Raw genomic sequence first — 26,342 nt, forward strand, 5'->3', positions numbered from 1 at the left:
GTCAGATCAGGCTCAGGCGACCCGCAATGTAGGCCAACTGCGCGCGGTTGGTCGCGCCGTAGCGGCGGCGAATCAGGCGCAGGTGGTAATCAACGTTGTGTGCCGTGGTGTGCAGCTTGATGGCAATTTCCTTGTCGCTCATGCCGGCGGCCAGGCACGTCAGCACACGGCTTTGCATGACGGTGAGCGGTACCTCTTCACCAGATACGCGCGTGTTGCGCGTGAACGTTTGCAGTGGCGCCCGCCAGACCTGATGCAGCGCCATGCCAAAGAGGATCGACTGGCCAAGCACGCTGTCGCTGATCCACTCCCGCCCTGCATGCGGTGAACTGAGGCTGACAATCGCTTGGCTCATGCCCTTGCCGGCGCCCAGGCTGAACATCACGCCGCTGCGCAGGCCGTGTTCGTCCATCGTCTGCAGCAGCGTGCGCATCGCCGGTTCCATGCGCGCCTGGCCGCGCGCCAGCGATGCCAGATCCCACACCAGCGGCATGCCCGTGGCAAACACCGCCGGCAGGCGCGGGTCGACGGTGAAAAGGCGCTCGTCGCAATAGCGCTGCAGGAACCGCGGCGTCACGTAGTTCTTGAGCATGGCCACCGTAGGCGGCGCGTTTTCGTGGGGCTCGGTCAGCGCGTAGGTGAGGGATGAAAAGCCCATCAGCCCCATCAGCCCGGACACAATGCGTGCGCGCTCGGCCACCCCGCGTGCGGCCTGTAGTTCGGCAGCCAGGCGCAGGCGACCCGGCTGTGCGGGCGCGGGCTCGAACAGCAGCGCGTGCTCGTCCACGGGAACAACGTCCGTGCCCGGCGGCAGCGGCACGAAGAAGCGATCGCCATTGGCGGCATCGTCTGCAGCAGTGCGTGCGGCCAGGGAATCGGCGTGCCCGGGTAGCGGTGCAGTGTCCGCCTTCGCGGACAGCGCATCCAGGTCGAGCTGGACGGAAGCGCTTGCGCAGGTGGAAACGCCGGACTGCGCGTCCGCCCCCTTGAGCGCGGTGCGCATGTCCATCAGCAGCGCCACGTCTTCGGCGCGGGGGAAACGTACTGCCTGCAAACCATCTGAGCGATGTGCGGCGGCCATTGCCGTCCTCCGGTCATGTTGGAAACACTGCTTGGCCGCCGGAATGCTTCCGGCCATAGCCAAGACTGTTTCCCCCCCGGGGGATGACATTTGCTGTGCGGCGACCCTGAGCACCGCTGGGCATGGATCGTGAAAAGCGACGTCCGGCCTACGTTTTGGCGCATTGTTGCAAGCTGACGGCAAGGTTGTCCAACAAAACTTTTTAGTGCCCCACCATCGACGTGGCTTATGTTGCAATGCAGCGGAGGACGCCGCTGACAGCGGTCGCAGGACGGCGCATCCATGCCCCTTGCGGCATGCCGGACATCACTGTGTCAGGATTGACCGCGCGTTATATCCAACCCTATATTGCGAATAATTAACCCAATCTGTCGCCGGCGCCCAACGCGTCACCTCGTGGTTTGCGGGAATCATCCGGCCAGCCAACCGCACCTTCGCAACGTATCCGCATGTCCGCTTCCATCTGGACGCCTCTGCTGCTTTCACTCAAGGTGGCCGGCTGGGCGACCGTCCTGAACCTCGTGCTGGGCGTGGGCGCGGCTTACGCACTCGCGCGCACGCGCAACCGCCTGCGCGACGTCATCGACTCAATCCTGACGCTGCCCCTGGTGCTGCCGCCCACGGTGCTCGGCTATTACCTGCTGGTGCTGCTGGGCCGGCGCGGCCCAATCGGTGGGTGGCTCGACAGCATCGGGATCCAGCTCGTCTTTACGTGGCAGGGCGCGGTGATTGCCTCCACGGTGGTGGCGTTTCCTCTGGTCATGAAATCCGCACGCGCCGCCTTTGAAGGCGTGGATCACCAACTGGAAAATGCGGCGCGCGTGCTGGGCCTGCCGGAGGCTGCCGTGTTCTTTCGCGTCACGCTGCCGCTGGCCGCACGCGGCATTGCAGCCGGCGTGCTGCTGGCCTTTGCGCGTGCATTGGGCGAATTTGGTGCCACGCTCATGATTGCCGGCAACCTGCCGGGCCGCACGCAGACGCTTTCCGTGGCCATCTACGAAGCCGTGCAGGCCGGCGACGACGCCACGGCCAATACGCTAGTGCTGATCACCTCACTCACCTGCATCGTGGTGCTGGTGGTTGCCAGCCGGCTGCTGCAAGGGCGCGCGCCGAACCTTCAGGAGCAACTGGCATGAGCGGCGGCATGATCGATCTCGTCGTGCAGAAAACGCTCACCAGCGCGGCGCGTGTGTTCTCGCTGGACATTGCCGTACGCTCGGACAGCCGGCGCGTGGTGCTGTACGGGCCGTCGGGCGCGGGCAAGAGCCTCACGCTGCGCGCCATTGCCGGCCTCATGACGCCCGAGCGCGGCCGCATCGTGCTGAACGGGCGCACGCTGTTCGATCACGCCGACGGCATCAACCTCAGCGCGCAAGAACGCCGCGTCGGCTACCTATTCCAGGACTACGCGCTCTTCAACCACCTGACGGTGACGCAGAACATTGCGTTCGGGCTCAAGCGCGGGTGGTTCAACCCGCCACGCCGCACACACGACCCTCGCGTGCAGCAGTGGATCGACACGTTCGAGTTGGGCGCCGTCGCCGCCAATTACCCGACGCAGATTTCCGGCGGGCAGCGCCAGCGTGTGGCGCTGGCCCGCGCGCTGATCGCCGAGCCGTCCATGCTGCTGCTCGACGAGCCCTTTGCCGCACTGGACCCGGCGCTGCGCACGCGCATGCGTTCCGAGCTGTCTGCCCTGCAAGCGCGGCTGCGGGTGCCGATGCTGATGATCACGCACGACCCGGCCGATGTGGAGATATTCGGAGACCACGTATTCGAGCTGCGCGATGGCCGCGTCGTGGCCGATGCGGTGCGCGCGCCCGATGCGGCACCGCTGTCGCCGTATCCGCATCTGACGGCTGTGGTGAACCGCTAGAAAACGCCTAACGCGAGCCCGGTTGCCATGGCCTGCCCGAGGGTGCGGCAGCGCTCCAGATCGTCTGCCCCGATGCGCTTGGGAGCCAGGATGGCCTCGGGCGTTTGCGCATGCGTGCAGACGATGATCGGCTCGGCCACGGGCTTGAGCCGCCAGCCGGTGGCAATGCGTTCAATCTGGCGCACCGCGTTCTGGCCATCGCTGCCTGCACAGATCAGGCACGCGTATGGACGGCCGTTGATACGGTCGAGCACCGGGTAATAGCAGCGGTCGAAAAAGTCTTTGAGCTGCCCGCTGATGGCGGCGAGGTTTTCCGGTGTCGCGAAGAGATAGCCGTCCGCCGCCAGCACATCGTCGGGGCCGGCCTGCGCCGCGTGCCGCAACCGCACCGCAATGCCGCCCTCTTCTGCGGCGCCCGCCTGAGCGGCCTCGGCCATCTGGCGCGCGCCACCCGTCATCGAGTGGTAGACGATCAGCAGGGTTTTGGGCGTCATGGGGGCTTAGGCCAATCCCAGGATCACGCTCGACGCTTCAAAGACAGCCACGGCTTCCACACCTTCGGCCAGTGCCAGTGTTTCCACAGCGGTGCGCGAGAGCATGGCCACCAGCACGGTTTCGCCCGCCGACGCGGCGTTCGCATCGAGCAGGCGCAGGCGCACTTCGGCCTGCACCGCGCCATCGCGGATTTCCGTGACCACGCACGGCAACTGATTTTCTGCCGAGACGCGCCATTCGCCGGCGCCGCGCATCAGCATCACGGCAGGCGCCTTGATGAGCGCGACGGCCTGCACACCCGGCGCCAGCCCCAGCATGCGCGTGCTTTCCTGGGTGATGGTGGCGGCAACAGCCTGGCCGCCCGGCAGGCGCAGCGTCACCACATCATTGACGGCGCCCGACGCCACCGATTCCACCGTGCCGAACAGGGTGTTGCGCGCGCTCGTGCGCAGCATCAGGCGGCGCAGCAGGTTGACGTCTTCGCTGGCAGCCTGCGCGGCGGCATCCAGGCGTTCGACAAAGCGACGGTGCTCGGCTTCCAGCACGCGGAAGCTTTCGATCAGCCGTTGCGCGCGCGGCGTCAACACACTGCCACCGCCGCCCTTGCCGCCCGTGGTGCGCACCACCAGCGGCTCGCCGGCTAGGTTGTTCATGGTGTCGATGGCGTCCCACGCGGCCTTGTAGGAAAGACCCACGGTTTTGGCGCCTGCAGTGATGGAGCCGGTCTGCCCGATGGCAGCCAGCAGTTCGATCCGGCCGCGCCCGCCCCAGTTGTCTTCACCGGCGCGCAGCCAGATGGTGCCGTCGAGTTCCAGCATGTCGTCTCGTCTTGGATGGAGATTGCAACATGCAGGATGTTAACGCTGATTCGTCGGCTCAAGCCGCCGCCAGGCGCGGCGTACGCACATGCAGCAGCACCGAGCGCGAGAGCAGCAGCCCGCCCAGGAAGCCGAACAGCGCGCTGAACATCGCCATGAAGCTGGCAGAGTGCGAGACCTCCGGGTGCATCGCTAGCATCACGTTGTAGGCATAGCGGGCAGCGAACAGGCCCACGATCACCACCATCGGCACCCAGCTTCCGGGCACGCGTACGGTGCGGGCCGTTTCAGACACGGCGCCGTTGGGCGGCGACATGTATGTCAGCAGGAATGCCATCAGAACGGCCACCAGCCACATCGTGAGCGCAAGCGCGCTGCCATGGCTTGCCATCGACACGCCGTAGAGCGAGTACGCAGCGACCACCAACGGCAGAACGATCAGGCGGCGGCGCGACACGATGCGGGGCTGCATCTGACGCACCCCAATGGCGATCAGCACGGCAAACACCACGAACACCCAGGTGGGCGTATGCGACACGATGGAGGCGATCGATTCGAGCATGGCGGTCTCCCTGTTGGAATGACGCCAGCTTAGGTGCCGGCCCCCGCACGCGGGAGCGGATTGCGACGAACGGCAGAAACGCCGGTGTGAATGGCTCAGTCAGCCGCTCAGTCAGCCCCGCAGTCAGCCGCGCCGTCAGCCCAGCGCGGCGCGTACGCCGGCATCTACCACGGACAGGTGCGCCCGCAGCAAACGGTCGAAACCTTCGGCCGTGACAGGCTTGCCGATGTAGTAGCCCTGGATTTCCTGGCAGCCCGCCTTGGCGAGGAACTCCACCTGATCGGCGTCTTCCACACCTTCGGCGGTGACGGTCATGCCCAGGGCGCGCGCCATGGCGACGATGGCCTCCGTCAACGCCACGGAATCCGGATCGCCCGGAATGCCGGTGATGAACGAGCGGTCGATCTTCACGTTGCTGATCGGGAAGCGCTGCAGATACGACAGCGATGAATACCCGGTACCGAAATCGTCGATCGAGATCCTGATGCCCTGCGCGGTGAGCGCATCGAACATCGGGCGGACCTCATCCGCACCGCCCATCAGCAGGCTTTCGGTAATTTCGACTTCAAGCGCGGTGGGCGGCAGGCCGCTGTCGGCCAGCGTCTGTTCGATCATCGGGACCACGTCGCCGGCCTGGAACTGGCGCGCCGACAGGTTGACCGCCATGCGGAAGTCATAGCCCAGCGCTTCGTACCAGATCACGGCCTGCTCGCAGGCGCGGCGCAAGACCCATGCGCCAATCGGCACGATCAGACCGGTCTCTTCCGCCACCGGGATGAACTCCACCGGCGAGATCGCCCCAAGCTTGGCGCTGTTCCAGCGCAGCAGTGCCTCGGCACCGACGATGCGATGGCTGGCCAGGTCGTACTTGGGTTGATAGACGAGCTGCAGTTCGTTGTTCTCGCGCGCATCGCGCAGCGCGTTTTCCAGCATGTAGCGGCGTTGCAGCCGGGCGTTGAGTTCAGCCGTGTAGAACTGCGCACGGTTGCGACCGTTCTGCTTGGCGCGGTACATGGCGGCGTCGGCAGAACGCAGCAGGTCGGAACCCGAGATGCCGTCATGCGGATACAGCGCCACACCAATCGACACACCCAGGTAGTAACGTCCGTTGACGGTATCGAAGGGCTCGCGCATGGCCTGAAGCAAACGTTCAGCCAGCAGTGCGATGCGCTTTCCCTCAACACGCTGGTCGATCAGGATGACGAATTCGTCACCGCCCAGGCGGGCGATTACGTCGCCGGGGCCGATGCAATCGGTCAGGCGCGCCGCGGCGCTTTGCAGCAGCGTGTCGCCGCAGGCATGGCCGGCAGTGTCGTTCACGCTTTTGAAGCGGTCGAGATCGAGGAAGAAGAGCGCCAACTCGCGGCTCTCGTCGCGCGCGCTCTCAATGGCGCCTTCCAGGTGCGCGATGAAGAAGCTGCGGTTGGTCAGGCCCGTGAGCGCGTCGTGCGCGGCCAGATGGCGCAAGCGCTGCTCGGCGCGCTTGATATCGGTGATATCGGCAAACGACAGCATCACGCTGCTGGGTGCCGGCTCGGCATGGCGGCGGATGGGAATGATGTTCTGCCGCACCCACATCAACTCGCCCGTTTTGAGCAACAGCCCGTACACGCGGCCGAAGATGGGTTCGCCGGTGCGCAGCACCAACGCGGACGGCATCATGGTCGAACCGACTTCCTTGCCGTCTTCATCCACAACGCGTTGAATCGGGTCGAGCCGGTTACGCCCCACGAGCTGCCCGGGGCGCACGCGCAGGATGCGCTCGGCGCTGGCGTTGGCGGCCTGCACCACGCCGTCCGGCGACATGATGACGACGCCTTCATGCAAATTCGAGATCGCCAGGCGATAGCGCTCTTCGCTTTCGGCCAGGCCGCGTTCGACGGTGTCCTTCTGAATGGCAACGCCTGCCAGGTGCGTGACGTCGTCGAGGAAATGCTGCTCTTCTTCCACGGGCATGCACGGTTGTCGATAGAACAGCGCGAGCACGCCAAGCTTGTCCCCGCGAGACGAGCGGATCGGCAACGCCCATGCAGAAGCAAAACCCGCAGCCAATGCCGCCGTGCGCTCGTGTTGCCAGCGCGGGTCGGTCGCAATGTTGTCGATGAAGACAGCGTCGCCCAGATACACCGCGCAGCCGCATGCGCCGGCATCGGGGCCGACAGGCGTGTCTTCCAGTGTGGCGACATAGGTCGCTGGAAGCGTGGGCGCAGCGGCCACACGCAAGGTCTGGGAGCCGGCGTCCAGCAACAGCAGCGCCGACATGGCATTCGGATAAACCTGCTCGACATACAGACACAGGTGGCGCAGCACACTCGACAGCGTCGCATTGGAGGCAAGTTGCGCAAGCACGGCGTTCTCCGAAGCGAGCAGACGGCGCGCATGCAGCGCTTCAGCGCGAGCCTGTACGGCGTGGCGCTCCAACGCATGGCGCGACACGGCTTCACGCAGCACAATCATGACGGCGGGCTGGCCCTCGTGCTCGCACGCAGCGGCTTCGCTGGCAACCAGCACGTGTGTGTAGTCGGCGCGCACCAGACGGTGTTCGACCGGCTGGGCAGAGACCCCGCTGCTCAACATGCCTGCCAGGCGCGGAACCGCCTGGGCAACGTCATCGGGATGAATCAGGCCGGCGAGTTGCAGGCCCGCCAGTTGCGCTGGATCCTGCGCGCCCAGCAAGCGGGCGGCGGCCGGGTTGGCTCGCACGAGGCGCCCGTCCACGGTCAGCAATACCGCGTCGGACGACAGCCGTGACAGCGCATCGAAATCGGTACCACGCACATCAGTCATCGCCCCGACCATGGCCGCTACCGGACGTTGCGCGGCCTGGGGGCCCAGCGCAACGTCTGCAGGAGAGGCTCCGGCCTGAGCCGGAAGAAACTGGGTCATGGGCAATGCGATGGCTTGAGCGATAACAGCAACAGCAGTGGCAATGGGAAAGCGAGAGGGAGACTACAGGTGTCTCGCCCCTAACCACAACGGCGCGCCGGTGAAAAACTGAAGGGTGCTGCGTGCGATCGCCCTGAGGGGCGTGTGGAGGCCACCCGACGTTGACATGACCCAAGAAAAAACCCGCGCTCAGTTGACGAGGCGCGGGTTGAAATCTCTGGACCGTGTCGATCTGTTCCAGAGAGGAGAACCGACCCATGAGGCAAACGACGCAAAGTTGCATCGCATCGCCATGTTGTGAATCATAGTGGCCCCCTTGGAAAAACAAAGGGCGGAAAAGACCGGATATTCCATCGCATTTTCATTCCCGCCGACCCATTTGTTTTGGCACTGCACGAACCCCGTTGCTGCTTGTCCCGTCTGCTTACATCGCCTGCATGTGCGAACCTTACGTGCGGTTCGTTTCACGATGCCGACGACGTCGAAAAAATCTCCCCGGCATATTGATTGGTCGCTACATTGATGAGAATGTTCCAGCCTGCACGATTATGTCGTTCACATGACGTATTTTGCGCAGGCAAAATCACGCTTGAGTGACCCATGAGGCAGATTGCCGCGTCAAGTTCGGGCGCGGCGTGCCGTTACTGGTCGAAAGAGCGCGCCTGTCCCGTGACGTAGCAGGCGCAATTTGGATGCCTGTGCCTGGACTGTCATGCCGTCTCTGTCTCCCCCCAATCGATCGCTTTCACGGCGCACGACGCGGTTGCTGATTACCGTGAGCGTGCTGGCCGTACTTGTTGCGTTGCCGCGTGCGCACGCTTCTACGCCGCCCGCGGCCGCGGCAGCCCCTGCCCCCAGTCGTCCACCCGTTGCTGCTGCGGCACCCGCCCCAATTCCGGCCGCCAAGACAGCCAAAGCCACGACCGTTGCCTCCACGGCCCCGACCTGCCAGGCGATCATGCAGCGCCTGTCGGGCAGCCTCGCGGCCACGCCCAGCACGGCCGACAAGCCGGGCACCGTGATGATCGACGTCGACAAGGCAGGCGTGATGATGGCCTGCAGCCATTCCGACTCGATTGCCATTCCCGTACCGGGTGGCAAGCCCCGATGACATCCTTCGGCGTCACACACCGTGCCGTGACCGGCATGCTGGCGGCGCTGGCAGCGCTGTCCATGCCGGTGGCCGGTGCTGAGCGCTGGATCCCGCTGCCCGACCAACCGGACAGTCACGCCTCGCTCGACGTCGGCAGCATCCAGCGCATGCCCAGCGGCCCGGTCAGCGCGTGGGTGCGCGTAGAAGCGTCGAACCGCGCGGGCATGCGTTCGCTGCAACGGATGTTCGGCGCCTTCCGCGGCGACATGGCCGATTTTCTGTACACCGTCGATTGCCGCAGCCGGCAGTTCTCGGTCTCGCAAGCCAAGCTGTATCAAGGCGCGCTGACCGTCAGCGAAAGACAGATCGCCAACGATGCGGGCTGGCAACGCGTGGACGGCGTCGGGCTGGCGGGCGAGGTGGCGCGCCAGCTCTGCAGCGGATAGCGCCCGGACTCTTTGCGTCGCGTCGCGGTGCCATCGTTGGTAACATCGACGCGTGCGCCCCGCCCCCACGCCTCCTTCGTCTCAACCTGCCGACCCTCGCGTAACCGCAGACGCGAGCGTCTTCGGCACGCTTGCGCGCGGCTCGCGCGCATCACTCGAGCGCGTGACGAATCTGGGCGACGGCGTGACCGCCGCCATCTGGCGCAACGAGCACGACGAGGCGCGCTACATCCAGCCCGAGCACCACACGCTGTCGGTCTATCTGCAAGGCGGCTACACGACGCACCGGCAAGATCTGCCGCACCTGTTCGGCGCACCGGGGCGCGTGTGCATGCTGCCGGCCGAACACCAGTCGAGCTGGGTGATCGAGCAGCCGATGCGTTTCGTTCATCTGTATTTCCCGCCCGACGCGCTGGCCGGACACGCCGTACGTCTGCTCGACGCAGAGCCCCGCTTGTTCACGCTGCACGACCGCACCTTCATCGAAGACGCTCATCTCGCACAAGCTTGCGCGAACATCGCCCAGCTCGATTGGACCGACCTGGACGATCGCATGCGCGCCAACGCGCTGGCCAATGACACGCTGTCGTATCTCGTGCAGACCCAGGGCCGCACGCGGGCGCTGGCCGTACGCGGCGGACTGGCGCCGCACGTGTGCCGGCGCATTGCCGCGCGCATCGATGCCGAGCTGCATCTGCCCCTGTCACTCGGACAACTGGCGGCAGAAGCGAACCTGTCGGAATTCCATTTCGCGCGGATGTTTCGGGCGTCTTTCGGCGCGGCGCCGCATGAGTGGGTGATGCAGCAGCGCATGGCGCGCGCGCAGACGCTGCTGCGCACAACCACCCTTGCGCTGGCGACGATTGCGGAGCGCTGCGGCTTTGCCAGCGCCAGCCATTTCAGCCGGCGATTCGCGCTGCAGCTTGGCGCGTCGCCGTCACGCTATCGGCAGGCGTGGCAACGGGGCTAGGCCGCAATCTGCCACGTCAATATGCGAACGACCGTGCATTGCGATCGTCTGGTCGTCCAACTCAGCCGAAAAGCTGCGCTGGACTAGCGTTTTCCACGATAGAGGCGCATCGGTGGGCGCAGTAACGTGGAGATGGGTTCCCCATGGAGACCGCCATGTTTACCCATATCCTCCTGCCGACCGACGGCTCCGAGCAGTGCCGCAAGGCCATCGACGGCGCGCTCAAGCTGGCGCGCGCCACCGGGTGCCGCCTCACCGCCTACACATGCATTGAAGAATTCCCCAACATGGCCTATTCGGCCGGCGTGGGCGAGTGTCCGCATGCGCACTACATGGAAACGGTGCAGGGCTACGCGAAGGACTGCATCGACCGCATTGCAGAGCGCGCCCGGGAAGAAGGCGTGCAGTTCGACAGCGATGTATCGCAGTTTGCCGAGCCCTATCTGGGCATCCTTGATGCGGCAAAGCGGCACGCGTGCGACGTCATCTTCATGGCATCGCACGGGCACCGCAGCCTGATGGGGCGACTGTTGATCGGCAACGAGACGCGCAAGGTGTTGACCTACGCGCACGTACCGGTGGTGGTCTACCGCTAGGAATCCGTTCACGGGCCGTCCGCTGCGGACAGAGAACCGATTCCCTATCTTTGGGCGAGTCCTGAATTACATCATCGGCACCGGTTCCGGCCCGCCTTCGCCGGACTCGAGTTCCGCCACGCGCTGGGCTTCACGCTCGCCCACCTGCTTGCGCTGTTCGGGCGTGAGCACCTGCATGATCTTGGCGCCGGCCTGCGCGCGCAGTTGCGCTTCGCGGGCAACGGCGCGGCCCAGCGATTCAGTCAGGCTGCGCGCACGCGCTTCGTCATACTGACCCGAAGCCACCATCTGATGCAGATCGCGGCGCGCATGCTCGATGGCCTTGCGCTGCTCTCGCGCTTCGGGCATCTGTGCATATTCGATGGCGAAGATCTTGTCGCGCTGCTCTTCGCTCAGTTTCAGGCCACGCAGAAAGGGCGCCCCGCCATGATGCGGGCCCATGCCGCGTGGGCCGCCAGGGCCCATGCCTGGCCCACGCTCCATCATGCCCGGACCATGTGGTGACATGGGTGGCATGGGCGAGAGCGGAACGGCGCCGGGGCCGGCGGTCTGGGCCAACGCGGCGCACGAAAGCAAAAGTCCGGCGGCAATACCGGCCACGCGGGAAGTCACAGCGGTCATGTTGAGGCTCCTCATGAGATCGTCGGCCGAACACGCCGGCCATACGTTCACTGTAGCCATCGGCCCTGCACGAAAGGTGGGCAAACAGAGGAGTTTTCTTGAACCTCAGGCGTCGAGCCTGTAACCCACGCCATAGACGGAATGGATCATCTCGGTGCCCGGGCTCACCTGTTCCATCTTGCGGCGCAGGTTCTTGATGTGGGTATCGACCGTGCGGTCGGTCACGATGCGGTGGTCGTCATAGATCTGCTCGAGCAGGTTCGAGCGCGACAGAATGCGCCCCGGTGCGCCCGCCAGCGCAGCGAGCAGACGAAATTCCACCGGCGTGAGGTCCAGGCGCTGGCCGCGCAGCGTGGCGGCATAGGCGGCGCCGTCGATCTGCAAGGCGCTCTCCGGCATGCCGCCACCGCGCTGTACGCGGCGCAGGATGGTCTTGATGCGCGCCACCAGTTCGCGCGGGCTGAATGGCTTGCAAACGTAGTCGTCAGCGCCAAGCTCAAGGCCGAGCAAGCGGTCGATTTCTTCCACGCGCGCCGTCACCATGACGATGGGCACCTCGCTGAACGCGCGCACCTCGCGGCAGATCTCCAGGCCGTCCTTGCCGGGCAGCATCAGGTCGAGCAGCACGAGTTCGGGCGCGGTCTCACGAATGCGCTGCGCTGCATGCGTGCCATCGGCCAGCCACTCGGTCTCGTAGTGAGCGGCGCGCAGATAGTCGGTCATCAATGCGGCCAGCTTGGGTTCGTCTTCAATGATCAGAATCATGGTCGGCTAGCGGATCAAGCACATCAAGAATAGGCAGGCGAATGGCGATCCACAGCCCGCCCAGCGGCGAATGTCTGGCTTCAATGGTGCCGCCGTGTGCGGCGATGATGGTCTGGCACAGGCTCAGGCCCAGGCCAGCCCCGCCCTGCGCCCGGCTGCGTGAGGCATCAACGCGGAACAGGCGATCGAAGATGCGCGGCAGCATCGCCTCGGGCACACCCGGCGCGCTGTCCTGCACGTCGATCTGCTGCCAGTCACCGTCCTGATGCACATGCACACGCAGCGTGCCGCCGGCATCGGTATAGCGCAGCGTGTTCTCCAGCAGGTTCTGCATGACCTGCCGCAGACGCTGCGCGTCGCCCTTGACCATCGTTTCCTGCGACGGCGCCTCCGGCATGTCCAGTTGCAACGCGATGCTCTTTTCCATCAGGCGCGGCGTAAAGCCCTGCACGGCACTGCACACGGTATCGGCCAAATCCAGCGGCTCCATGTGGAAAGCGAGCGCGCCCACATCGGCCAGCGAGAGTTCGTACAAGTCGTCGATGAGCTTGCTGAGCGTCGACACCTCCGCCTGCAATGACGCGAGCGAGGTGGCCGTCAGCGGGCGCACGCCGTCTTCCAGTGCTTCCAGTTCACCGCGCAGCACGGCCAGTGGCGTGCGCAGTTCGTGCGAGATGTCCGCCGTGAGCTGACGCCGCATCTTCTGGTTGGCCTCCAGCGACGCGGCAAGGTGGTTGAAATCCGCCGCGAGCCCGCCAAGTTCATCGCGCGAATGCACGTCGACACGGGTGGCGTAGTCGCCGTCGGCCATGCGGCGTGCGGCATCCGTCAGCCGGCGCATCGGGGCCAGCAGGCCGCGTGCGAGCAGCACCGCCACCAGCGCCGCCAGCAGAACCGACAGCCCCGCGATGATCCATGTGGCGCGCAACTGCTGCGCTTGGAATGCCTGGTCGGCGCCTTCGGGCACACGCACGCGCGGCGGCATGGCCAGCCAGCCGACGGTCTGGCCGTTGTGGCGCAGTTCCTGCCATCGTGCGTTCGGCCCGAGGGGCGGCCCGTCGCCAATGATGACGTTGCGCTGCGCATCAAGCAGCCAGATCGGCGAGTGCGGGATCGGCGGCTCGCTGGGCGGGTGCGGCGGCATGCTCCCTGCCGGAGGCGGGCCGGGCGGCGGCATGTCTCTGTCGATGCCGCGGTCCGGGCCGGGCGGGAGTGTATCGAAGCGATGACCTGGTGGCAGGTCGAAGCGGTCGCCGCCCATGCCATTGGCTCGGGCCCGGGCGCCTTCGCGGCGCAGCAGGCGGAACCACGCCGTGCGATCGTTGCGCAGGAAATCCCAGTTGCCGTGCTGCGTGTAGGCGGCCTCCACACCCTGCGCGAGCGCGGCCATGCGCTCGGATTCGCGCGCGTTCACGTAGTCGAGAAAGTTGGCGTCAAAGCGCCAGCGCACCGCCGCGCCCATGGCGAGCGCAACAACGATGCTCAGCATGAACAACGCAACGAACAGCTTGGAGGTAATACCGAAAGACGGGCGCATGGATCAGTCAGGGGCTGCCGGGCACCACTAGCGGAAGCGGTTCCCGCGCTGCCCGGCAGCAGGCACGGCCTCATCTTACCGGGCGCGCTGCCGCAGAAAGGCCCCAGCATACCAACCGCCTGTGCGCAAAAAATGAGCGAAATGCGAAGAAAGCGTATGCTGCTGCCACGCTGCACACCCATGGATTCGCGTATCCCCTCACAAGGAACCGCCCTTGCCCAGCCGGCCGGCCAACCTCGCGTTTTCGATGCATCGCTGCGCCATGCGCGGCGTGGAAGCCGTCGCCGCAGATTCCGGCCACACCTTCCCGCGCCACACGCATGGCCAGTTCGGCATCGGCATCGTTGATCGCGGGGCGCAGAGATCCTTCAGCGGACGCGGCACGGTAGAAGCCGGCGCAGGCGACGTCATCACGGTCAATCCGTTTGAAGTGCACGATGGCACACCCATCGGCGATGCCGGCCGCGCATGGCGCATGCTTTACCTCGACCCCGGCGTGGTCGCCGAGTTGGCGACGGACCTGCACCCCGGCCACTACGGCGACGCTGAGTTTGACCGCCCTGTCATCCACGACGCAGACCTCGCCCCCCGCATGCGCCTGCTGTTTGCGCAGATGACGGTGCCCGCCGCTCAAAGCGATGCACTGCTGCGCGAGCAGCTGCTGCTGTCTGTCCTGGCAGACGCGCTGCACGCCGCCAACGACCGCGCCAACAATCACAGCGACGCAGCCCCCGACGCCATCCGGCTTGCCCGAACCCGCATCGATGACGACCCGGCGGCGGCCATCTCCCTGCTCGACCTCGCACAGGAAACAGGTTTGAGCCGCTTCCAGGTATTGCGCGGCTTTGCCCGCGTGACCGGCCTCACGCCTCACGCCTATCAGGTACAACGGCGCGTGGCCCTGGCGCGCCGCCTGATCGCCCAAGGCGAGCCGCTGGCGGAAGTGGCAGCCGCATGCGGTTTTGCCGATCAAAGCCACATGACGCGGCAGTTCGTCCGCAAGTACGGCGTGTCGCCGGGCATGGTCGCGGCGGCGCGCTAGCCGCATCCTCCCCCCACCCTCCCCCCGCTGCAATTTCGTTCAAGACGCGCGCATCGCGCGGGCCCATCCTGCGGCTTCCACACACGCAGGATGCGATATGTCCAAACGACTCGAAGGTTGTTTCTACCTTGCCCTGGCGATGGTGCTGGTGGGCAGCACCGTGGCGGCCAGCAAGATCATCGCGGCGGGCTTGCCGCCATTTACGGCGACAGCGTTGCGCTTTGCGATGGCGCTACCGCTGTTCCTGCTCATCATGCGTATGACCCGCACGCGCTGGCCCGTGCTCGCACGCAGGGAGTGGGCCCTGCTTTTCGTGCAGGCAGCTGCCGGCAGCGTGGGCTATACGACGCTGCTCATTTCGGGGCTGCGGCACACGTCAGCGGCAGATGCGGGGGTCATCATCGGCACGCTGCCGGTGATGTCGGCGCTGATCGCCATCGTGCTGCTGGGCGAACGGCCCGGGCGCGCGGTGCTGGGAGCGATTGCGCTGGCCACCGCCGGCGTGCTGGCCATCGCCCTGCAGCCGCGCGGCGACGCGACACATCCGCTGCTGGGCAATGTACTGGTGATGGGCGCAGTGGTGTGCGAGGGGCTTTTCATCCTGCTCAACAAGCGGCTGCGCACGCCGGTGCCACCGCTTGCGCTGTCGGCATTGATGAGCACATTCGGTTTGCTGACTGCGCTGCTGCCCGCGCTGTGGGAAGCGCCGTGGCAGTTGCACGCATCGGCGCAGGCAACGCACGCGCTGATGGCCGTGGCGTATTACGCCATCGTGCCGACCGTCGGTGGTTTTGTGCTCTGGTATGCCGGGGCCGCGCGCGTGAGCGGTGCGGAGGCTTCGTTGTTTACCGCGCTGGCGCCTGTGGCAGCCATGGCATTTGCAGCAACGCTGCTCGGCGAGGCCGTCAGCACGCGCCAGGTCGGTGGCATTGCTTGCGTGCTGGCAGCGGTGCTCAGCCTTGGCTTGGCGCGTGCGCCACGGCCAGCAATATCGACGACGTCTTAGGCTTCCGCCTCGGGTGCCGTCACATCTTCCATGCGCTCGATGCGCACGCGCACGATGCGGCGGCTGCCAGCTTCAAGGATCACGAAACGCAGGTCGTGGCGCACCAGCGTATCGCCCACTTCGGGCAGGCGGTCCCATTGATTGAAGAGGTAGCCGCCCAGGCTCGTGGCGCTGCCGCCTTCGTCGAGCAGCCAGTCGACATGCAGCACATCTTCGAGCCGGCGCAGGTCAGCCTCGCCGGCCACTTCCCAGCAGCCATCGCTGACTTCCACCACGCCCGGGCGTTCGTCTTCATCGGGGAATTCACCGGCAATGGCTTCGAGCACGTCGATGGGGGTCACTACGCCCTGCACGACATCCAGCGAATCCGTCACCAACATCATGCGGCCGCGTGCGCGCTTGAGCTTATCCATCAGGCGCAGGATGCCGACGTTGTCCGACACCTTGAGCGCAGGCTTGACGCTGCGCTCCACGTCGATGGCACCTCGCGTGTCGAGGTCGCCCATCAGGTCTTTGGCGCGCGCCACGCCAACCAGGTCATCCAGCCCGCCGCGGCACACCGGAAACTGGTTATGCGGCACAGCCAGCAACAGTTTGCGCGTGATGGACACGTCGGCATCCAGATCCACCCACGAAATATCGTGGCGCGGCGTCATGATCGAGCGCACCGAGCGCTCGGCCAGGTCCAGCACGCCGCTGACCATGCTGCGCTCTTCCGGGCGGAACACGGTCTCGGGCACGGACTGGCCAGCGTCGTGCGAGGCGGCCTCGTGCGATTCGGACTCTGCCGGCGCGCCACGGCGGTCGCCCAGCAGGCTCAGCACCGCATCGGCGGTGCGCTCGCGCAACGGGCGGCGACGATCGTAGCGCACGGTATTGTGCTGGGCCACCTGGTTGAAGAACTCGATCAGGATGGAAAAGCCGATGGCCGCATACAGATAGCCCTTCGGAATATGAAAGCCCAGGCCCTCGGCAACGAGCGAGAAGCCGATCATCAGCAGGAAGCTCAGGCACAACACCACCACCGTGCGATGCGCGTTGACGAACTCCGTCAGCGGGCGCGAGGCAAACAGCATGGCGCCCATGGCAATCACCACGGCCGTCATCATCACCGGCAAATCGTTGACCATGCCCACGGCGGTGATGACGGAGTCGATGGAGAACACCGCATCGAGAATCACCACCTGCGCGATCACATTCCAGAACTTGCCGTGACCGGTGCCATGGCTTTCGTCCTGCGGCTCGCCGTCCAGACGCTCATGCAGCTCGGACGTGGCCTTGAACAGCAGGAAGAAACCGCCCAGCAGCAGGATGATTGACCGGCCCGACAGATCGACCGGCCCAAGCGTGAGCAGCGGCTTGGTGAGCCCGATCAGCCACGACATAGCGGCCAGCAGCACCATGCGCATCAGCAGGGCGAGGCCTAGCCCGATCATCCGGGCACGGTCGCGCAGCACTGGCGGCAGCTTGTTGACCAGGATGGCGATGAAAACGAGGTTGTCGATGCCGAGAACAATCTCGAGCACCACCAGGGTGAACAGGCCGATCCAGATGGACGGGTCAGCAAGCCAGGTCATAGCGGGAAATGGAAGACAGCAAAAAGACGATCCGCCGATGATAACCGCAGCGCACGCACGGCCCTGCGCGAATCCCGCGTTGGGTGTTGCAACAAACGGGCCGCGGGGCTTGGAGCCGGCGGTTCAGCGCTGTGCAACCCGGCTGCCGCCCGGGGCGCCGGATTGCGTTGTGCGCACGGGGCGGTAGCCGTCGGTCAGCGTCTTCAGGAAGGCAACGATGTCGCGCACGTCGCCCTCGGACAGCACGGGCTTGTCGCCGGGCTTGCCGCCGAACGGCGGCTCCATGTTGACGTTGGCGCGGTATTGGGGCGGCAGGTCATCAAACTTGTCGACCGTGCCGTCTGCCTTGCGCGGATACCACTTCTGCGGCTGCGTATCGCGCTGGGCATAGAAGCGCACCGCGTCTTCCAGCGAATGGATGGCGCCGTTGTGGAAGAACGTCTTGCGCAGCGCCACGTTGCGCAACGAGGGCGTGCGGAAGCGGCCGCAATAGTCGGCGCGGTCCTTCAGGTCGGTCCGATCGGGCCCGCACAGGCCCAGATCGAAGAACTTCGGGTCAGCATTGGCCGCCAGCGTGCGGTTGCGAGGAACGCCCACGGCAATGTGCCCGAAATCGGTGAAGGCCGGGAACGCACCGTCCTGCTTGATGGCGCTCACGTGGCACGAGGCGCAATTGCCTTTGGCCGGATCGCTGAATGCCTGCAGCCCGCGCATTTCCTGCGGAGACAGCTTCACCTGCTTGCGCAAAAACGCGTCGTATTTGCTGTCATACGGATAGAACTCGGACGGCGTTTCCTGGAAGACCTCCAGCACCATCAGTGCTGCGCGGAAGGCAGTGTCTTCGTTGTCAAGGATGTCGTTGCCGAATACCTGGCGGAATGTCTGCGCGTGGCGGCCACTGCGCAGCTTGGCCACGACCCCGGCCGGCGTGCCGTTGGCCATCTCATGCCCCGACAGCAGCGGAATACGCGCCTGGTCGTGCGTGGACGACACGCGGCCATCCCACGTGTAGCCGCCGGTCGGGCCCTGGTCTTCAGAGTCGTTGCCGTCGCTCTCGTAAAAGTGTTCGGAGAACGGCGGCACATTCTGCAGATAGCGCAGCGATGGTGCGGCACGCACGCCGGTCTTGTTCATGCCCGTGCCGCCAAGCTGCACCGACAGATCGTTCGGCGGGCCATAGGCATGCGTGGGGCTGTGGCAGCTTGCGCAGGCCTGTTTGCCCGAGGCAGACATGGCCGGATCGAAGAACAGCGCCTTGCCCAATGCCGTCATCGCCGGAACCGATGGGCGTCGCGCCGCCATCATTGTGTAGAAGGCTTTTTCGTAAGCGGGCGTCGCTGGTGCCTTGACGGCCGGTGCTGATGCCGCCGATGCCGCCACTACCGGCGCCGTTGCTGCATGCGCCACCGCGACTTCGCCGCGCCCGCACCCGCTCAAGCCAGCAGCCAGCCCGACAAACGCAAGCGCAGAAACGGCGATCACGCGAACAGTTGCAGCAGGCAGAAGGCGGCGCATTGGCGATAGGCGAAATTTTGGGAGCCTTGCAACTTAGCATGGCTCCCATGACACTTTGATGTCGTCAAATGTGTGTCACGTCAGTCCTTGGAGAGGTCCCATGGTGGCAAATGTCTTCAAACGTTCGGTGGTGCCCCTGCTCATCCTGATGACGCTCATCACGCTGAACTGGAGCGAAATCGGTGCCATGCCTGCGTTTTCATCATCAACTTGTCACACACGAAGCACAGACTCCCGCTCGCTTTCGTCCCCCACACAACAATCCAGGGAAATCATGAGCCGAGCGCTTCGTCTTTTGCCGCTGACCGCGTTGGTTGCGGCCAGCATGTCTGCCTGTGGTGGCAGTGATTCGGGCAGCAATGCCTCCGCGTCCACCTCGGGCGTGGTGACCGGCAGCTACTTCGAGCATGCCAAGGTCTGTATCGACGCCAACAACAACGGCAAGTGCGATTCGGGTGAAACCAGCACCTATACCGATGCGAACGGCGCCTACACGCTGGCAGGCTCGGGCGCCATCACCGTGGAAATCGGTACGGACGCCTTCCGCAACGATCCGGACAAGGGCACGCACACGGCCATCACGCAGCCACTGGTGTTCCGTGCACCGGCCGGCGCCAACGGTGTTGTCAGCGCCATCTCGACCGAACTGGCTGTGCTGATGGACAGCAACGGCGGCGACATCAACGCTGCCAAGACGGCACTCGCCGCACGCCTTGGCGTGACGATCGACAAGCTGCTGGAAGACCACAACAAGGAAACCGACGCCGGCACCAAGGCTGCGCTGCAGGCTGAAATCGACCAGGCCATCGCCCTGATCGCCGACGCCGTTGCCAACGGCGGCGACATCGGCAAGACCATCCGCGACGGCGTGGCAAAGCGCATGGCGCTGACCAACAACGTCAAGACGATCGTGGTGATCTACGCAGAAAACCGCGGCTTCGATAACCTGTACGGCCTGTTCCCGGGCGCCAATGGCATCCCCGGTGTGAACCCGACCTCGACGGGCACCGCCGTTGCGCAGAAAGACTTCGATGGCTCCGTGCTGCCGACGCTGCCGCCCACCTGGGGTGGCGTGACCGCAGCCGGCCAAAGCGTGCAGATCACGCAGGCCTCCACGGCCAACATGCCCAACCAGATGTTCCAGATCGACAGCCCGTCGGGCTTCGGCAGCACGGGCACGGTCGTCGGCCAGAACGTCATCACGCGCGACCTCTGGCACCGCTTCTATCAGAACCAGATGCAGATCAACGGCGGCAAGAACGACAAGTTCGCCGCCTTTGCCGACGCCGGCGGCCTGACCATGGGCTACTACGACGGCAGCAAGATGACCATGTGGAACATCGCCAAGCAATACACGCTGGCGGATAACTTCTTCATGGGCGCATTCGGCGGTTCGTTCCTGAACCACCAGTACCTGATCTGCGCGTGCGCACCGATCTATCCGAACGCCGCAAACTCGCCGGCTTCGGGCAGCATCGCCTCGGTTACGACCGATGCAAACGGCTCACCCACGCTCACCCCGAGCGCCAGCTCGGTCATGGCGGGTGCCCCGACGTCGTACACCGGCGGCACGAAGGACGGCAACCTGACACCGGTCGACAGTAACGGCAACTCGTACGCCGTCAACACGATGCAGCCGCCGTACCAGCCGTCGGGTAACGCCGTCGCCAGCGGCAACACGGCCTACGCCGACCCCACCAAGGCTACCACCATGCCGAAGCAGTCGAACACCAACATCGGTGATCTGCTGACGGCCCGTGGCGTGGACTGGGCCTGGTACGCCGGCGCCTGGAACGCGGCCCTTGCCGACGCCCCGAACACCACGCGCAGCGTGATCTACAGCGGCTCGATCCAGTTCCAGCCGCACCACCAGCCGTTCAACTACTTCAGCCGCTTCGACCCGGCCACGACCACCGGCGCTGCTGAGCGTGCGGCCCACCTGCGCGACTACGACGCCGCCTTCCTGCAAGACGCAGCCGCAGGCAAGCTGCCCGCCGTCACGTTCTACAAGCCACAAGGCAACCTGAACCAGCACCCGGGCTATGCCAACGTGGCTGACGGCGACGCACACATCGCCAACGTGATCGCCCAACTGCAGAAGAGCCCGCAGTGGAAGAACATGGTGATCGTCGTGACGTATGACGAAAACGGTGGCTTCTACGACCACGCCACGGTGCCGAAGGCTGACCGCTGGGGCCCGGGCACGCGTATCCCGGCGATCGTTGTCTCGCCGTTTGCCAAGAAGGGCTTCGTTGACCACACCCAGTACGACACGGCTTCGGTCCTGCGTCTGATCACGCACCGCTTCGACCTGCCGACGCTGCCGGGTATCAAGCAACGTGACGAGGCGCTCGTCTCCAACGGCAACAAGCCGATGGGCGACCTGACCAACGCGCTGGACTTCACGCAGGCGCAATAACACTGCAGCGCAGTCCTCACGAAAAAAGGCGGCCCGGAGAAATCCTGGCCGCCTTTTTCTTTAACCGCTATTTGCCCTTCTTCTTGCCGGCGGGCTTTTCGCTCTCCAGCGTTTCGAGCCGCATCCCCACCTTGATCGTCACCTGCCAGTGGGCGATTCTGCCGTCGACCAGGTGGCCGCGTGTTTCCAGCACCTCAAACCAGTCCAGATGCTTGAGGGTCTCGCCCGCGCGCGCGATGGCGTTGCGGACGGCTGCATCGCTGGAATCGGGTGAAGAACCGACCAGCTCGATCATCTTGTAGGTATGGGAACCCATATCGCCTCCTTGTTGGCATGGTTGGAACGTCGGCAGGGTGCCTGCAAGGCGCGAGGTGCATGCGATTGGCATGCGATGCGCGCGCCATGGCACTTACCAGAATGGCACCTGTCTCCGCGCCTTGATAGCCCGGATTTGCACGGGGCCCAAAAATCCTGGCGGTTAATTGCGTTTACAAAATTGACAAATCTCGTCAACGGACCGACGCATGGCGTCAAACCCGCCCGCATGTCGAGCGCCTGACCGGCGTTGAGGTGCCACTTTTCGGGCGGCCGCACGGCATGTCCAGGCCAAACGGAGCTGGTACGGAACCTGCGTTGGGGTGCATACCCGTTTTCCCCGAAGAGGAGGCGCCATGCGCCACCCCGAACAACAAGCCCCCGCTTCATACTCGCCGCTGTCTGCCGTGCCGCCCACGCCGCCGGCCACGCAGGAAACCGCGCGACTGGTCGCTGAGACCATCCCTTTCAATCTCGAGCGCGGCGGCCGAAGCATCGAAGCCACCTATTCGACCCGCAACGGCATCGTCACGGTCAAATACCGGGGCAAGACGCTGTCCACATATTCCCCGCAGAGTGACAAGGCCGACTACAAGGCGGTCGCACGCCAGTTGCTCAGCGTCATGCTGACCATCTGAGCGGCGCCGCACCTTCCATCAATGCCGGGCCTTGGCCGAGCTGTGCGCAGGGCGGCCGAACTCGGCACGCAGTGCATCCTTGGCACGCTCCAGAATCCGGCGCCGCCCGACGCTGAGGTTGTCCCCCGCCCGATTGATATAGAACGTCAGCATTGACATGGCCGACTGGAATGCCGTCCCCTTGCGCCGCCGGCTGTGCTCGGCCGATGCCTTGAGCGACGCCGCAATCCGCGCGGGGCTGCGCGACTTGAAAATGTCGGGTTCGATGTCCAGCGCGTCGCTGGTCTCCATCACCTGGTGCGACCAGCGCTGGGGCTTCGGCTTGGCCTTCGATGATTGGGCGGGCGCCGGCTTTGAGCTGGCGTGGTGCGTGGTCATGATGAAATCTCCTGTAATGACGTACCGGCAGTTCCGCAAGCCACGTACCCGCGCGGGCGGCTATAAAGGGGCGACTTCCGTTACGATGACGGACGCTTCACGCTTCTTTTCCGCCTCCTTCATTGATCGCCGGATTCCGGCGCACATCCAACGTGTCTGGCGACGCTGGTCTTTCCCCCACCTCCTCTTCCGCATCCGCGCAAACGCTGTCGCATGCGCCGTTCGCCTACCCCGCCTTCAGGCTGTTCTGGTTCGCCCGGCTGTCCACCACCTTCGCGTATCAGATGTTCGGGGTGGCCGTTGGCTGGCAGATCTACGACCTGACGCGCAGCGCCTATGTGCTGGGGCTGGTCGGGCTGGCGCAGTTCCTACCGTCGGTGGTGCTGGTGCTGGCCTCCGGCCATATTGCGGACCGCTACGACCGGCGGTACGTCGTGCGTGCCTGTCAGGCCATCGAAGCCCTGGTGGCACTCTCGCTGGCTGTCCTGGCGGCCAACGGGCACGCCGGTGTGCAACCGATCTTCCTGTGCGTGGTGGTGATTGGCGCGATGCGCGCGTTCGAGACGCCGACGCTGCAAGCCCTATTGCCGACGCTGGTGCCACTGCAGGCATTGCCGCGCGCGGTGGCGCTGTCCAGCTCGGCCGGGCAGACCGGCGTCATCCTGGGGCCGGCGCTGGGCGGCTTTCTGTACGTGGCCGGCGCGCCAGTGGTGTATGCCACGGCAGCTGGGCTGTTTTTGCTCGCGCACGTGTTGCTGGCGCTGGTGCGGATGGAGCGCGCGGTGCCCGTCAGCACGCCGGTGAGCCTCCAATCGCTGTTCGCGGGCATCTCATTCATCAAGGGGCGGCCAGTGGTGCTGGGCGCTATCTCGCTCGACCTGTTTGCCGTGTTGCTGGGGGGCGCGACGGCGCTGCTGCCGATCTACGCGCGCGACATCCTGGGCACAGGCGCATGGGGGCTGGGCCTGCTGCGCTCGGCGCCGGCCGTGGGAGCGCTGGGCATGGCGCTCTTCCTGGCGCACCGTCCGCTGGATCGGCATGTTGGCCGGGTGATGTTTGCTGCCGTGGCGGTGTTCGGGTTGGCGACGCTGGTGTTCGGGGTGTCGCGCTGGCTGCCGCTGTCGATGCTGGCGCTGGTGCTGCTGGGCGCGTCGGACATGATCAGCGTGGTGATCCGGACGTCGCTGGTGCAGCTCGATACGCCCGATGCCATGCGCGGGCGCGTGAGCGCGGTCAATTCAGTGTTCGTGGGCGCGTCCAACCAGTTGGGCGAATTCGAATCGGGCATGTTGGCCGGGCTGCTGGGGCCAGTGGCCTCGGTGGTGATTGGCGGCCTTGGCACGCTGTTGGTGGTGGCAGTCTGGATGCGGCTGTTCCCCGCCCTGACGCACCGCAACCGCATGCGCGATCCGCACCCCGAGCATGCGGGGCACCCCTCGTCAGGGGGATAACCCCGCGGGCCCGCGCCGCGACTGGCCCGGGCAAGAATGGGGCACTGTCTTGCACGCGTGTCAGCGAAACCCCGATGGCATCGGCGGTGGCCAATTCGTATCCTGAGTCACCTTTGGCTGCTTTGTTCTCCGCCCGGTATTGCGCCCGACTGTGACGTCCATCCTGCCCCCATCGTCCCGCCCGTCGGACACGCGCGCTGCCGGCCCTGCCCGGTTGCCGGACCCTGGGCCCTTCAGCACCAGCGGGTTTACCGTGACACCGGCCATTCGCCCATCGGCATGGCTGGTGGCGGTGGGTGCGGCCGCCGTCGGCACCATCGGACGGGTGCTGCTCGAATCGGCGATGGGCATCCATCTGCCGTTCTACCTCGCTTTTCCGGTGGTGACGATTGCGGCGTGGTACGGCGGGTTCTGGCCGGGCATGCTGGCCATCGTCTCCTATGCGGGGCTGTTCATGGGACTGGCCGCGCTGCAAAGCTGGCCCGCCGCTGTGCCCCTCACGCCGATCCAGATGACGGTGTTTGGGGTGGGCGCACTGCTTATCTGCGGCTTGTGCGAGCAGTTGCGCCGCGCCCGCGCCGGGGCCGAACGCCGCGCACGGGCTGAAACCCAGCAGCGCCTGTCGCAGCAACGCCTGCTGGCCGCGCTGCAGGCCTCGCCCATTTCGCTCTACGACGTCGACAACACGATGCACTTCACGTGGGTGCATAACCCCGTGTTCGGCCTTCAGCCCGAACAGCTGTTGGGGCGGACGGTGCGCGAAGTGTTCGGCCGCCGCGCCGCATCGCGCCTGACCGAGGCCGGCCAGCGCGTCATCGCAACCGGCACGCCTACGCGCGTGGAGTTCGCGTTCCGTCGGCGCCATACGCAGCGCGTGGTCTACGACGTGGTGGTCATGCCGCTGCGCGACGACACCGGCGAGATCATCGGTCTGACCAACGCCGTGATCGACATCAGCGAGCGCCGCCAGGCCGAGGCCCGCCGCTCGCAGTTGCTCGAAGCCGAATCCCGCGCCCGCGAAGAAGCCGAGCGCGCCAGCCGCCTGAAAGACGATTTCCTGGCGACGGTCAGCCACGAGCTGCGCACGCCGCTCAATGCGGTGCTGGGCTGGGCGCAATTGCTGAACATGCGCGCCTACGATGAAGCGATGTTCAAGCGCGGCATTGAAGCCATCGAGCGCAGCGCCCGCACGCAAGTCCACCTGATCGACGACTTGCTCGACATGTCGGCCATCCTCTCGGGCAAGGTCCCGCTGGAGATCGGACCCGTGGACCTGGCCGATGTGCTGGAACGCGCGCGCGAGACCATCGAGCCCATGGCGCGCCAGAAGAACATCACCATCGATACCGAATTCCTGCCCGTGCCCATGCTGCAAGGCGATGCCGGGCGCCTGAAGCAGGTGTTCTGGAACCTGCTGGCCAACGCCGTCAAGTTCACGCCCGAGGGCGGGCACATCCGGCTCTCGGTGCACCCGTCGCCCGAAGGCGTGGTCGCCACCGTACGCGACACCGGCATCGGCATCGAGCCGGCCTTCCTGCCGCATATTTTTGACCGCTTCCAGCAGGCGGATCTGTCCAGCACGCGCCGCCACGGCGGGCTCGGCCTGGGGCTGGCGATTGCCAAGCAACTCGTCGAGCTGCACCACGGCCGCATCACCGCGGCAAGCAGCGGCGCGGACCGTGGCACCACCATGGCCGTGTCGTTGCCGCTGCACGCCGCGCAGCCGGGCGAACAGGCCAACCGCACGCCGGGCCTGGTCGCAGGTACGGGCATGCCGACGCTGGATGGCATTCGCGTGCTGGCGGTGGATGACAACCCCGAATCGCTCGGCGTGATCGCCCTGATGCTGGAGCGCTACGGCGCCGAGGTTGTCACCGTATCCAGCGGAGCCGCCGCGCTCGATGCGCTGGAACATGCAGTCGCCAACGCCTACCCGTTCGACGCGCTGGTCAGCGACCTCGCCATGCCCGGCATGGACGGCATGCAGTTGGTGCGGGCCGTGCGCGAACGCGGTTTGACCGACCTGCCCGCCATTGCCGTGACGGCTTTCGCCGACCCGATCCGCCTGAAGGCAGCGAAGGAAGCCGGTTACCAATCCGTCATCACGAAGCCGATCTTCCCGGGCGAGCTGGGCCACGTGCTGGCCGCCAATGTGCATCGCAAGACCGGGCCTGAGACGCTGGTGTGACACATCGGCAACCATGCCTTGACGGAATGGTTGACCGAACAAAAGTCATTGGCGCAAGTGGCGGCGC

At 65.6% G+C, this 26,342-nt stretch carries 24 protein-coding genes; 12 read left to right on the forward strand and 12 right to left on the reverse strand.

What is annotated here, in order from left to right; translation table 11 throughout:
* Window position 1 precedes the first annotated feature (1 nt).
* Window positions 2-1,081, reverse strand: a complete 1,080-nt coding sequence (locus tag DOD19_RS22220; protein WP_162634441.1) for a LuxR family transcriptional regulator — start codon at window positions 1,079-1,081, stop codon at window positions 2-4.
* A 449-nt stretch (window positions 1,082-1,530) separates the two neighbouring features.
* Here DOD19_RS22220 and modB point away from each other — a divergent pair, with 449 nt between their 5' ends.
* Window positions 1,531-2,217 (forward strand): molybdate ABC transporter permease subunit, encoded by a 687-nt coding sequence (gene modB / locus DOD19_RS22225; protein WP_024978630.1) that lies wholly within the window; start codon window positions 1,531-1,533, stop codon window positions 2,215-2,217.
* Window positions 2,214-2,957 carry an ATP-binding cassette domain-containing protein gene (locus tag DOD19_RS22230; protein WP_024978629.1) on the forward strand — a complete coding sequence of 248 codons (744 nt, stop codon included), beginning with the start codon at window positions 2,214-2,216 and terminating at the stop codon, window positions 2,955-2,957. The genes modB and DOD19_RS22230 overlap by 4 nt, the downstream gene beginning before the upstream one ends.
* On the opposite strand, the gene DOD19_RS22235 is transcribed toward DOD19_RS22230, so the two are convergent.
* The 4 genes from DOD19_RS22235 to DOD19_RS22250 all read right to left on the reverse strand — a co-directional run bounded on the left by DOD19_RS22235 (window position 2,954) and on the right by DOD19_RS22250 (window position 7,718).
* Entirely contained in the window at window positions 2,954-3,451 is a 498-nt protein-coding gene (locus DOD19_RS22235) for an NAD(P)H-dependent oxidoreductase (RefSeq protein WP_112188155.1), read from the reverse strand. The two genes, DOD19_RS22230 and DOD19_RS22235, sit on opposite strands and share 4 nt — an antisense overlap.
* Before the next feature lie 6 nt (window positions 3,452-3,457).
* A complete protein-coding gene (locus tag DOD19_RS22240) occupies window positions 3,458-4,270 on the reverse strand; it encodes a TOBE domain-containing protein (RefSeq protein WP_112188157.1) in 813 nt (270 codons plus the stop codon).
* A 58-nt stretch (window positions 4,271-4,328) separates the two neighbouring features.
* Window positions 4,329-4,832, reverse strand: coding sequence for a DUF6622 family protein (locus tag DOD19_RS22245; protein ID WP_024978626.1), 504 nt, complete (start codon window positions 4,830-4,832; stop codon window positions 4,329-4,331).
* A 135-nt stretch (window positions 4,833-4,967) separates the two neighbouring features.
* A complete protein-coding gene (locus DOD19_RS22250) occupies window positions 4,968-7,718 on the reverse strand; it encodes an EAL domain-containing protein (protein ID WP_112188159.1) in 2,751 nt (916 codons plus the stop codon).
* A gap of 712 nt (window positions 7,719-8,430) precedes the next feature.
* Here DOD19_RS22250 and DOD19_RS22260 point away from each other — a divergent pair.
* The 4 genes from DOD19_RS22260 (at window position 8,431) to DOD19_RS22275 (ending at window position 10,823) form a co-directional block, all read left to right on the forward strand.
* Window positions 8,431-8,829, forward strand: a complete 399-nt coding sequence (locus DOD19_RS22260) for a glycoprotein (RefSeq protein ID WP_112188163.1) — start codon at window positions 8,431-8,433, stop codon at window positions 8,827-8,829.
* Window positions 8,826-9,257: a hypothetical protein gene (locus DOD19_RS22265; protein WP_024978622.1), complete on the forward strand. Its 432-nt coding sequence runs from the start codon at window positions 8,826-8,828 to the stop codon at window positions 9,255-9,257. Before DOD19_RS22260 ends, DOD19_RS22265 begins: the two co-directional genes overlap by 4 nt.
* Before the next feature lie 52 nt (window positions 9,258-9,309).
* Window positions 9,310-10,227, forward strand: a complete 918-nt coding sequence (locus tag DOD19_RS22270; RefSeq protein ID WP_112188164.1) for an AraC family transcriptional regulator — start codon at window positions 9,310-9,312, stop codon at window positions 10,225-10,227.
* A 155-nt stretch (window positions 10,228-10,382) separates the two neighbouring features.
* On the forward strand, window positions 10,383-10,823 hold the full coding sequence (locus DOD19_RS22275) for a universal stress protein (RefSeq protein ID WP_112188252.1): 441 nt from the start codon (window positions 10,383-10,385) through the stop codon (window positions 10,821-10,823).
* Window positions 10,824-10,889: 66 nt separating this feature from the next.
* Here the strand turns inward: DOD19_RS22275 and DOD19_RS22280 are convergent, their stop codons facing one another.
* The 3 genes from DOD19_RS22280 to DOD19_RS22290 all read right to left on the reverse strand — a co-directional run bounded on the left by DOD19_RS22280 (window position 10,890) and on the right by DOD19_RS22290 (window position 13,746).
* Complete coding sequence (locus tag DOD19_RS22280) at window positions 10,890-11,444, reverse strand: Spy/CpxP family protein refolding chaperone (RefSeq protein ID WP_024978619.1); 555 nt, start codon at window positions 11,442-11,444, stop codon at window positions 10,890-10,892.
* 105 nt (window positions 11,445-11,549) lie between these two features.
* Entirely contained in the window at window positions 11,550-12,209 is a 660-nt protein-coding gene (locus tag DOD19_RS22285) for a response regulator (RefSeq protein ID WP_024978618.1), read from the reverse strand.
* Entirely contained in the window at window positions 12,193-13,746 is a 1,554-nt protein-coding gene (locus DOD19_RS22290) for an ATP-binding protein (RefSeq protein WP_112188166.1), read from the reverse strand. Before DOD19_RS22290 ends, DOD19_RS22285 begins: the two co-directional genes overlap by 17 nt.
* A 262-nt stretch (window positions 13,747-14,008) precedes the next feature.
* Here DOD19_RS22290 and DOD19_RS22295 point away from each other — a divergent pair, with 262 nt between their 5' ends.
* Window positions 14,009-14,788 (forward strand): AraC family transcriptional regulator, encoded by a 780-nt coding sequence (locus DOD19_RS22295; protein ID WP_112188254.1) that lies wholly within the window; start codon window positions 14,009-14,011, stop codon window positions 14,786-14,788.
* A 97-nt stretch (window positions 14,789-14,885) separates the two neighbouring features.
* A complete protein-coding gene (locus tag DOD19_RS22300) occupies window positions 14,886-15,794 on the forward strand; it encodes a DMT family transporter (protein ID WP_112188168.1) in 909 nt (302 codons plus the stop codon).
* Here DOD19_RS22300 and DOD19_RS22305 read toward each other — a convergent pair.
* Together DOD19_RS22305 and DOD19_RS22310 are read right to left on the reverse strand one after the other, a co-directional pair.
* Entirely contained in the window at window positions 15,791-17,371 is a 1,581-nt protein-coding gene (locus DOD19_RS22305; RefSeq protein WP_024978614.1) for a TerC family protein, read from the reverse strand. The genes DOD19_RS22300 and DOD19_RS22305 overlap by 4 nt on opposite strands.
* Before the next feature lie 123 nt (window positions 17,372-17,494).
* Entirely contained in the window at window positions 17,495-18,886 is a 1,392-nt protein-coding gene (locus DOD19_RS22310) for a cytochrome-c peroxidase (protein WP_112188170.1), read from the reverse strand.
* A gap of 274 nt (window positions 18,887-19,160) precedes the next feature.
* On the opposite strand from DOD19_RS22310, the gene acpA reads away from it, so the two are divergent.
* On the forward strand, window positions 19,161-21,305 hold the full coding sequence (gene acpA / locus DOD19_RS22315; protein WP_112188172.1) for an acid phosphatase: 2,145 nt from the start codon (window positions 19,161-19,163) through the stop codon (window positions 21,303-21,305).
* Window positions 21,306-21,372: 67 nt separating this feature from the next.
* Here the strand turns inward: acpA and DOD19_RS22320 are convergent, their stop codons facing one another.
* Window positions 21,373-21,621: a dodecin gene (locus DOD19_RS22320; RefSeq protein WP_024978611.1), complete on the reverse strand. Its 249-nt coding sequence runs from the start codon at window positions 21,619-21,621 to the stop codon at window positions 21,373-21,375.
* Window positions 21,622-21,976: 355 nt separating this feature from the next.
* Here DOD19_RS22320 and DOD19_RS22325 point away from each other — a divergent pair, with 355 nt between their 5' ends.
* Window positions 21,977-22,258: a hypothetical protein gene (locus DOD19_RS22325; protein ID WP_024978610.1), complete on the forward strand. Its 282-nt coding sequence runs from the start codon at window positions 21,977-21,979 to the stop codon at window positions 22,256-22,258.
* An 18-nt stretch (window positions 22,259-22,276) separates the two neighbouring features.
* On the opposite strand, the gene DOD19_RS22330 is transcribed toward DOD19_RS22325, so the two are convergent.
* Window positions 22,277-22,636, reverse strand: coding sequence for a DUF3175 domain-containing protein (locus DOD19_RS22330; protein WP_112188174.1), 360 nt, complete (start codon window positions 22,634-22,636; stop codon window positions 22,277-22,279).
* Between the two features lie 152 nt (window positions 22,637-22,788).
* On the opposite strand from DOD19_RS22330, the gene DOD19_RS22335 reads away from it, so the two are divergent.
* Both DOD19_RS22335 and DOD19_RS22340 read left to right on the forward strand, forming a co-directional pair.
* Window positions 22,789-24,087: an MFS transporter gene (locus tag DOD19_RS22335; RefSeq protein WP_024978608.1), complete on the forward strand. Its 1,299-nt coding sequence runs from the start codon at window positions 22,789-22,791 to the stop codon at window positions 24,085-24,087.
* Window positions 24,088-24,379: 292 nt separating this feature from the next.
* Entirely contained in the window at window positions 24,380-26,275 is a 1,896-nt protein-coding gene (locus DOD19_RS22340) for an ATP-binding protein (protein ID WP_112188256.1), read from the forward strand.
* Window positions 26,276-26,342: the final 67 nt, after the last annotated feature.

The sequence above is a fragment of the Ralstonia sp. GX3-BWBA genome, assembly GCF_003290055.1.
Taxonomy (GTDB): domain Bacteria; phylum Pseudomonadota; class Gammaproteobacteria; order Burkholderiales; family Burkholderiaceae; genus Ralstonia; species Ralstonia holmesii.

What these genes read in the sequence shown, in the direction of transcription:
- DOD19_RS22220 (WP_162634441.1), bottom strand. Translation starts at nt 1,081, where the DNA reads ATGGCCGCCGCACATCGCTCAGATGGTTTGCAGGCAGTACGTTTCCCC.
- modB (WP_024978630.1), top strand. Translation starts at nt 1,531, where the DNA reads ATGTCCGCTTCCATCTGGACGCCTCTGCTGCTTTCACTCAAGGTGGCC.
- DOD19_RS22230 (WP_024978629.1), top strand. Translation starts at nt 2,214, where the DNA reads ATGAGCGGCGGCATGATCGATCTCGTCGTGCAGAAAACGCTCACCAGC.
- DOD19_RS22235 (WP_112188155.1), bottom strand. Translation starts at nt 3,451, where the DNA reads ATGACGCCCAAAACCCTGCTGATCGTCTACCACTCGATGACGGGTGGC.
- DOD19_RS22240 (WP_112188157.1), bottom strand. Translation starts at nt 4,270, where the DNA reads ATGCTGGAACTCGACGGCACCATCTGGCTGCGCGCCGGTGAAGACAAC.
- DOD19_RS22245 (WP_024978626.1), bottom strand. Translation starts at nt 4,832, where the DNA reads ATGCTCGAATCGATCGCCTCCATCGTGTCGCATACGCCCACCTGGGTG.
- DOD19_RS22250 (WP_112188159.1), bottom strand. Translation starts at nt 7,718, where the DNA reads ATGACCCAGTTTCTTCCGGCTCAGGCCGGAGCCTCTCCTGCAGACGTT.
- DOD19_RS22260 (WP_112188163.1), top strand. Translation starts at nt 8,431, where the DNA reads ATGCCGTCTCTGTCTCCCCCCAATCGATCGCTTTCACGGCGCACGACG.
- DOD19_RS22265 (WP_024978622.1), top strand. Translation starts at nt 8,826, where the DNA reads ATGACATCCTTCGGCGTCACACACCGTGCCGTGACCGGCATGCTGGCG.
- DOD19_RS22275 (WP_112188252.1), top strand. Translation starts at nt 10,383, where the DNA reads ATGTTTACCCATATCCTCCTGCCGACCGACGGCTCCGAGCAGTGCCGC.
- DOD19_RS22280 (WP_024978619.1), bottom strand. Translation starts at nt 11,444, where the DNA reads ATGACCGCTGTGACTTCCCGCGTGGCCGGTATTGCCGCCGGACTTTTG.
- DOD19_RS22285 (WP_024978618.1), bottom strand. Translation starts at nt 12,209, where the DNA reads ATGATTCTGATCATTGAAGACGAACCCAAGCTGGCCGCATTGATGACC.
- DOD19_RS22290 (WP_112188166.1), bottom strand. Translation starts at nt 13,746, where the DNA reads ATGCGCCCGTCTTTCGGTATTACCTCCAAGCTGTTCGTTGCGTTGTTC.
- DOD19_RS22295 (WP_112188254.1), top strand. Translation starts at nt 14,009, where the DNA reads ATGCGCGGCGTGGAAGCCGTCGCCGCAGATTCCGGCCACACCTTCCCG.
- DOD19_RS22300 (WP_112188168.1), top strand. Translation starts at nt 14,886, where the DNA reads ATGTCCAAACGACTCGAAGGTTGTTTCTACCTTGCCCTGGCGATGGTG.
- DOD19_RS22305 (WP_024978614.1), bottom strand. Translation starts at nt 17,371, where the DNA reads ATGACCTGGCTTGCTGACCCGTCCATCTGGATCGGCCTGTTCACCCTG.
- DOD19_RS22310 (WP_112188170.1), bottom strand. Translation starts at nt 18,886, where the DNA reads ATGCGCCGCCTTCTGCCTGCTGCAACTGTTCGCGTGATCGCCGTTTCT.
- acpA (WP_112188172.1), top strand. Translation starts at nt 19,161, where the DNA reads ATGAGCCGAGCGCTTCGTCTTTTGCCGCTGACCGCGTTGGTTGCGGCC.
- DOD19_RS22320 (WP_024978611.1), bottom strand. Translation starts at nt 21,621, where the DNA reads ATGGGTTCCCATACCTACAAGATGATCGAGCTGGTCGGTTCTTCACCC.
- DOD19_RS22325 (WP_024978610.1), top strand. Translation starts at nt 21,977, where the DNA reads ATGCGCCACCCCGAACAACAAGCCCCCGCTTCATACTCGCCGCTGTCT.
- DOD19_RS22330 (WP_112188174.1), bottom strand. Translation starts at nt 22,636, where the DNA reads ATGACCACGCACCACGCCAGCTCAAAGCCGGCGCCCGCCCAATCATCG.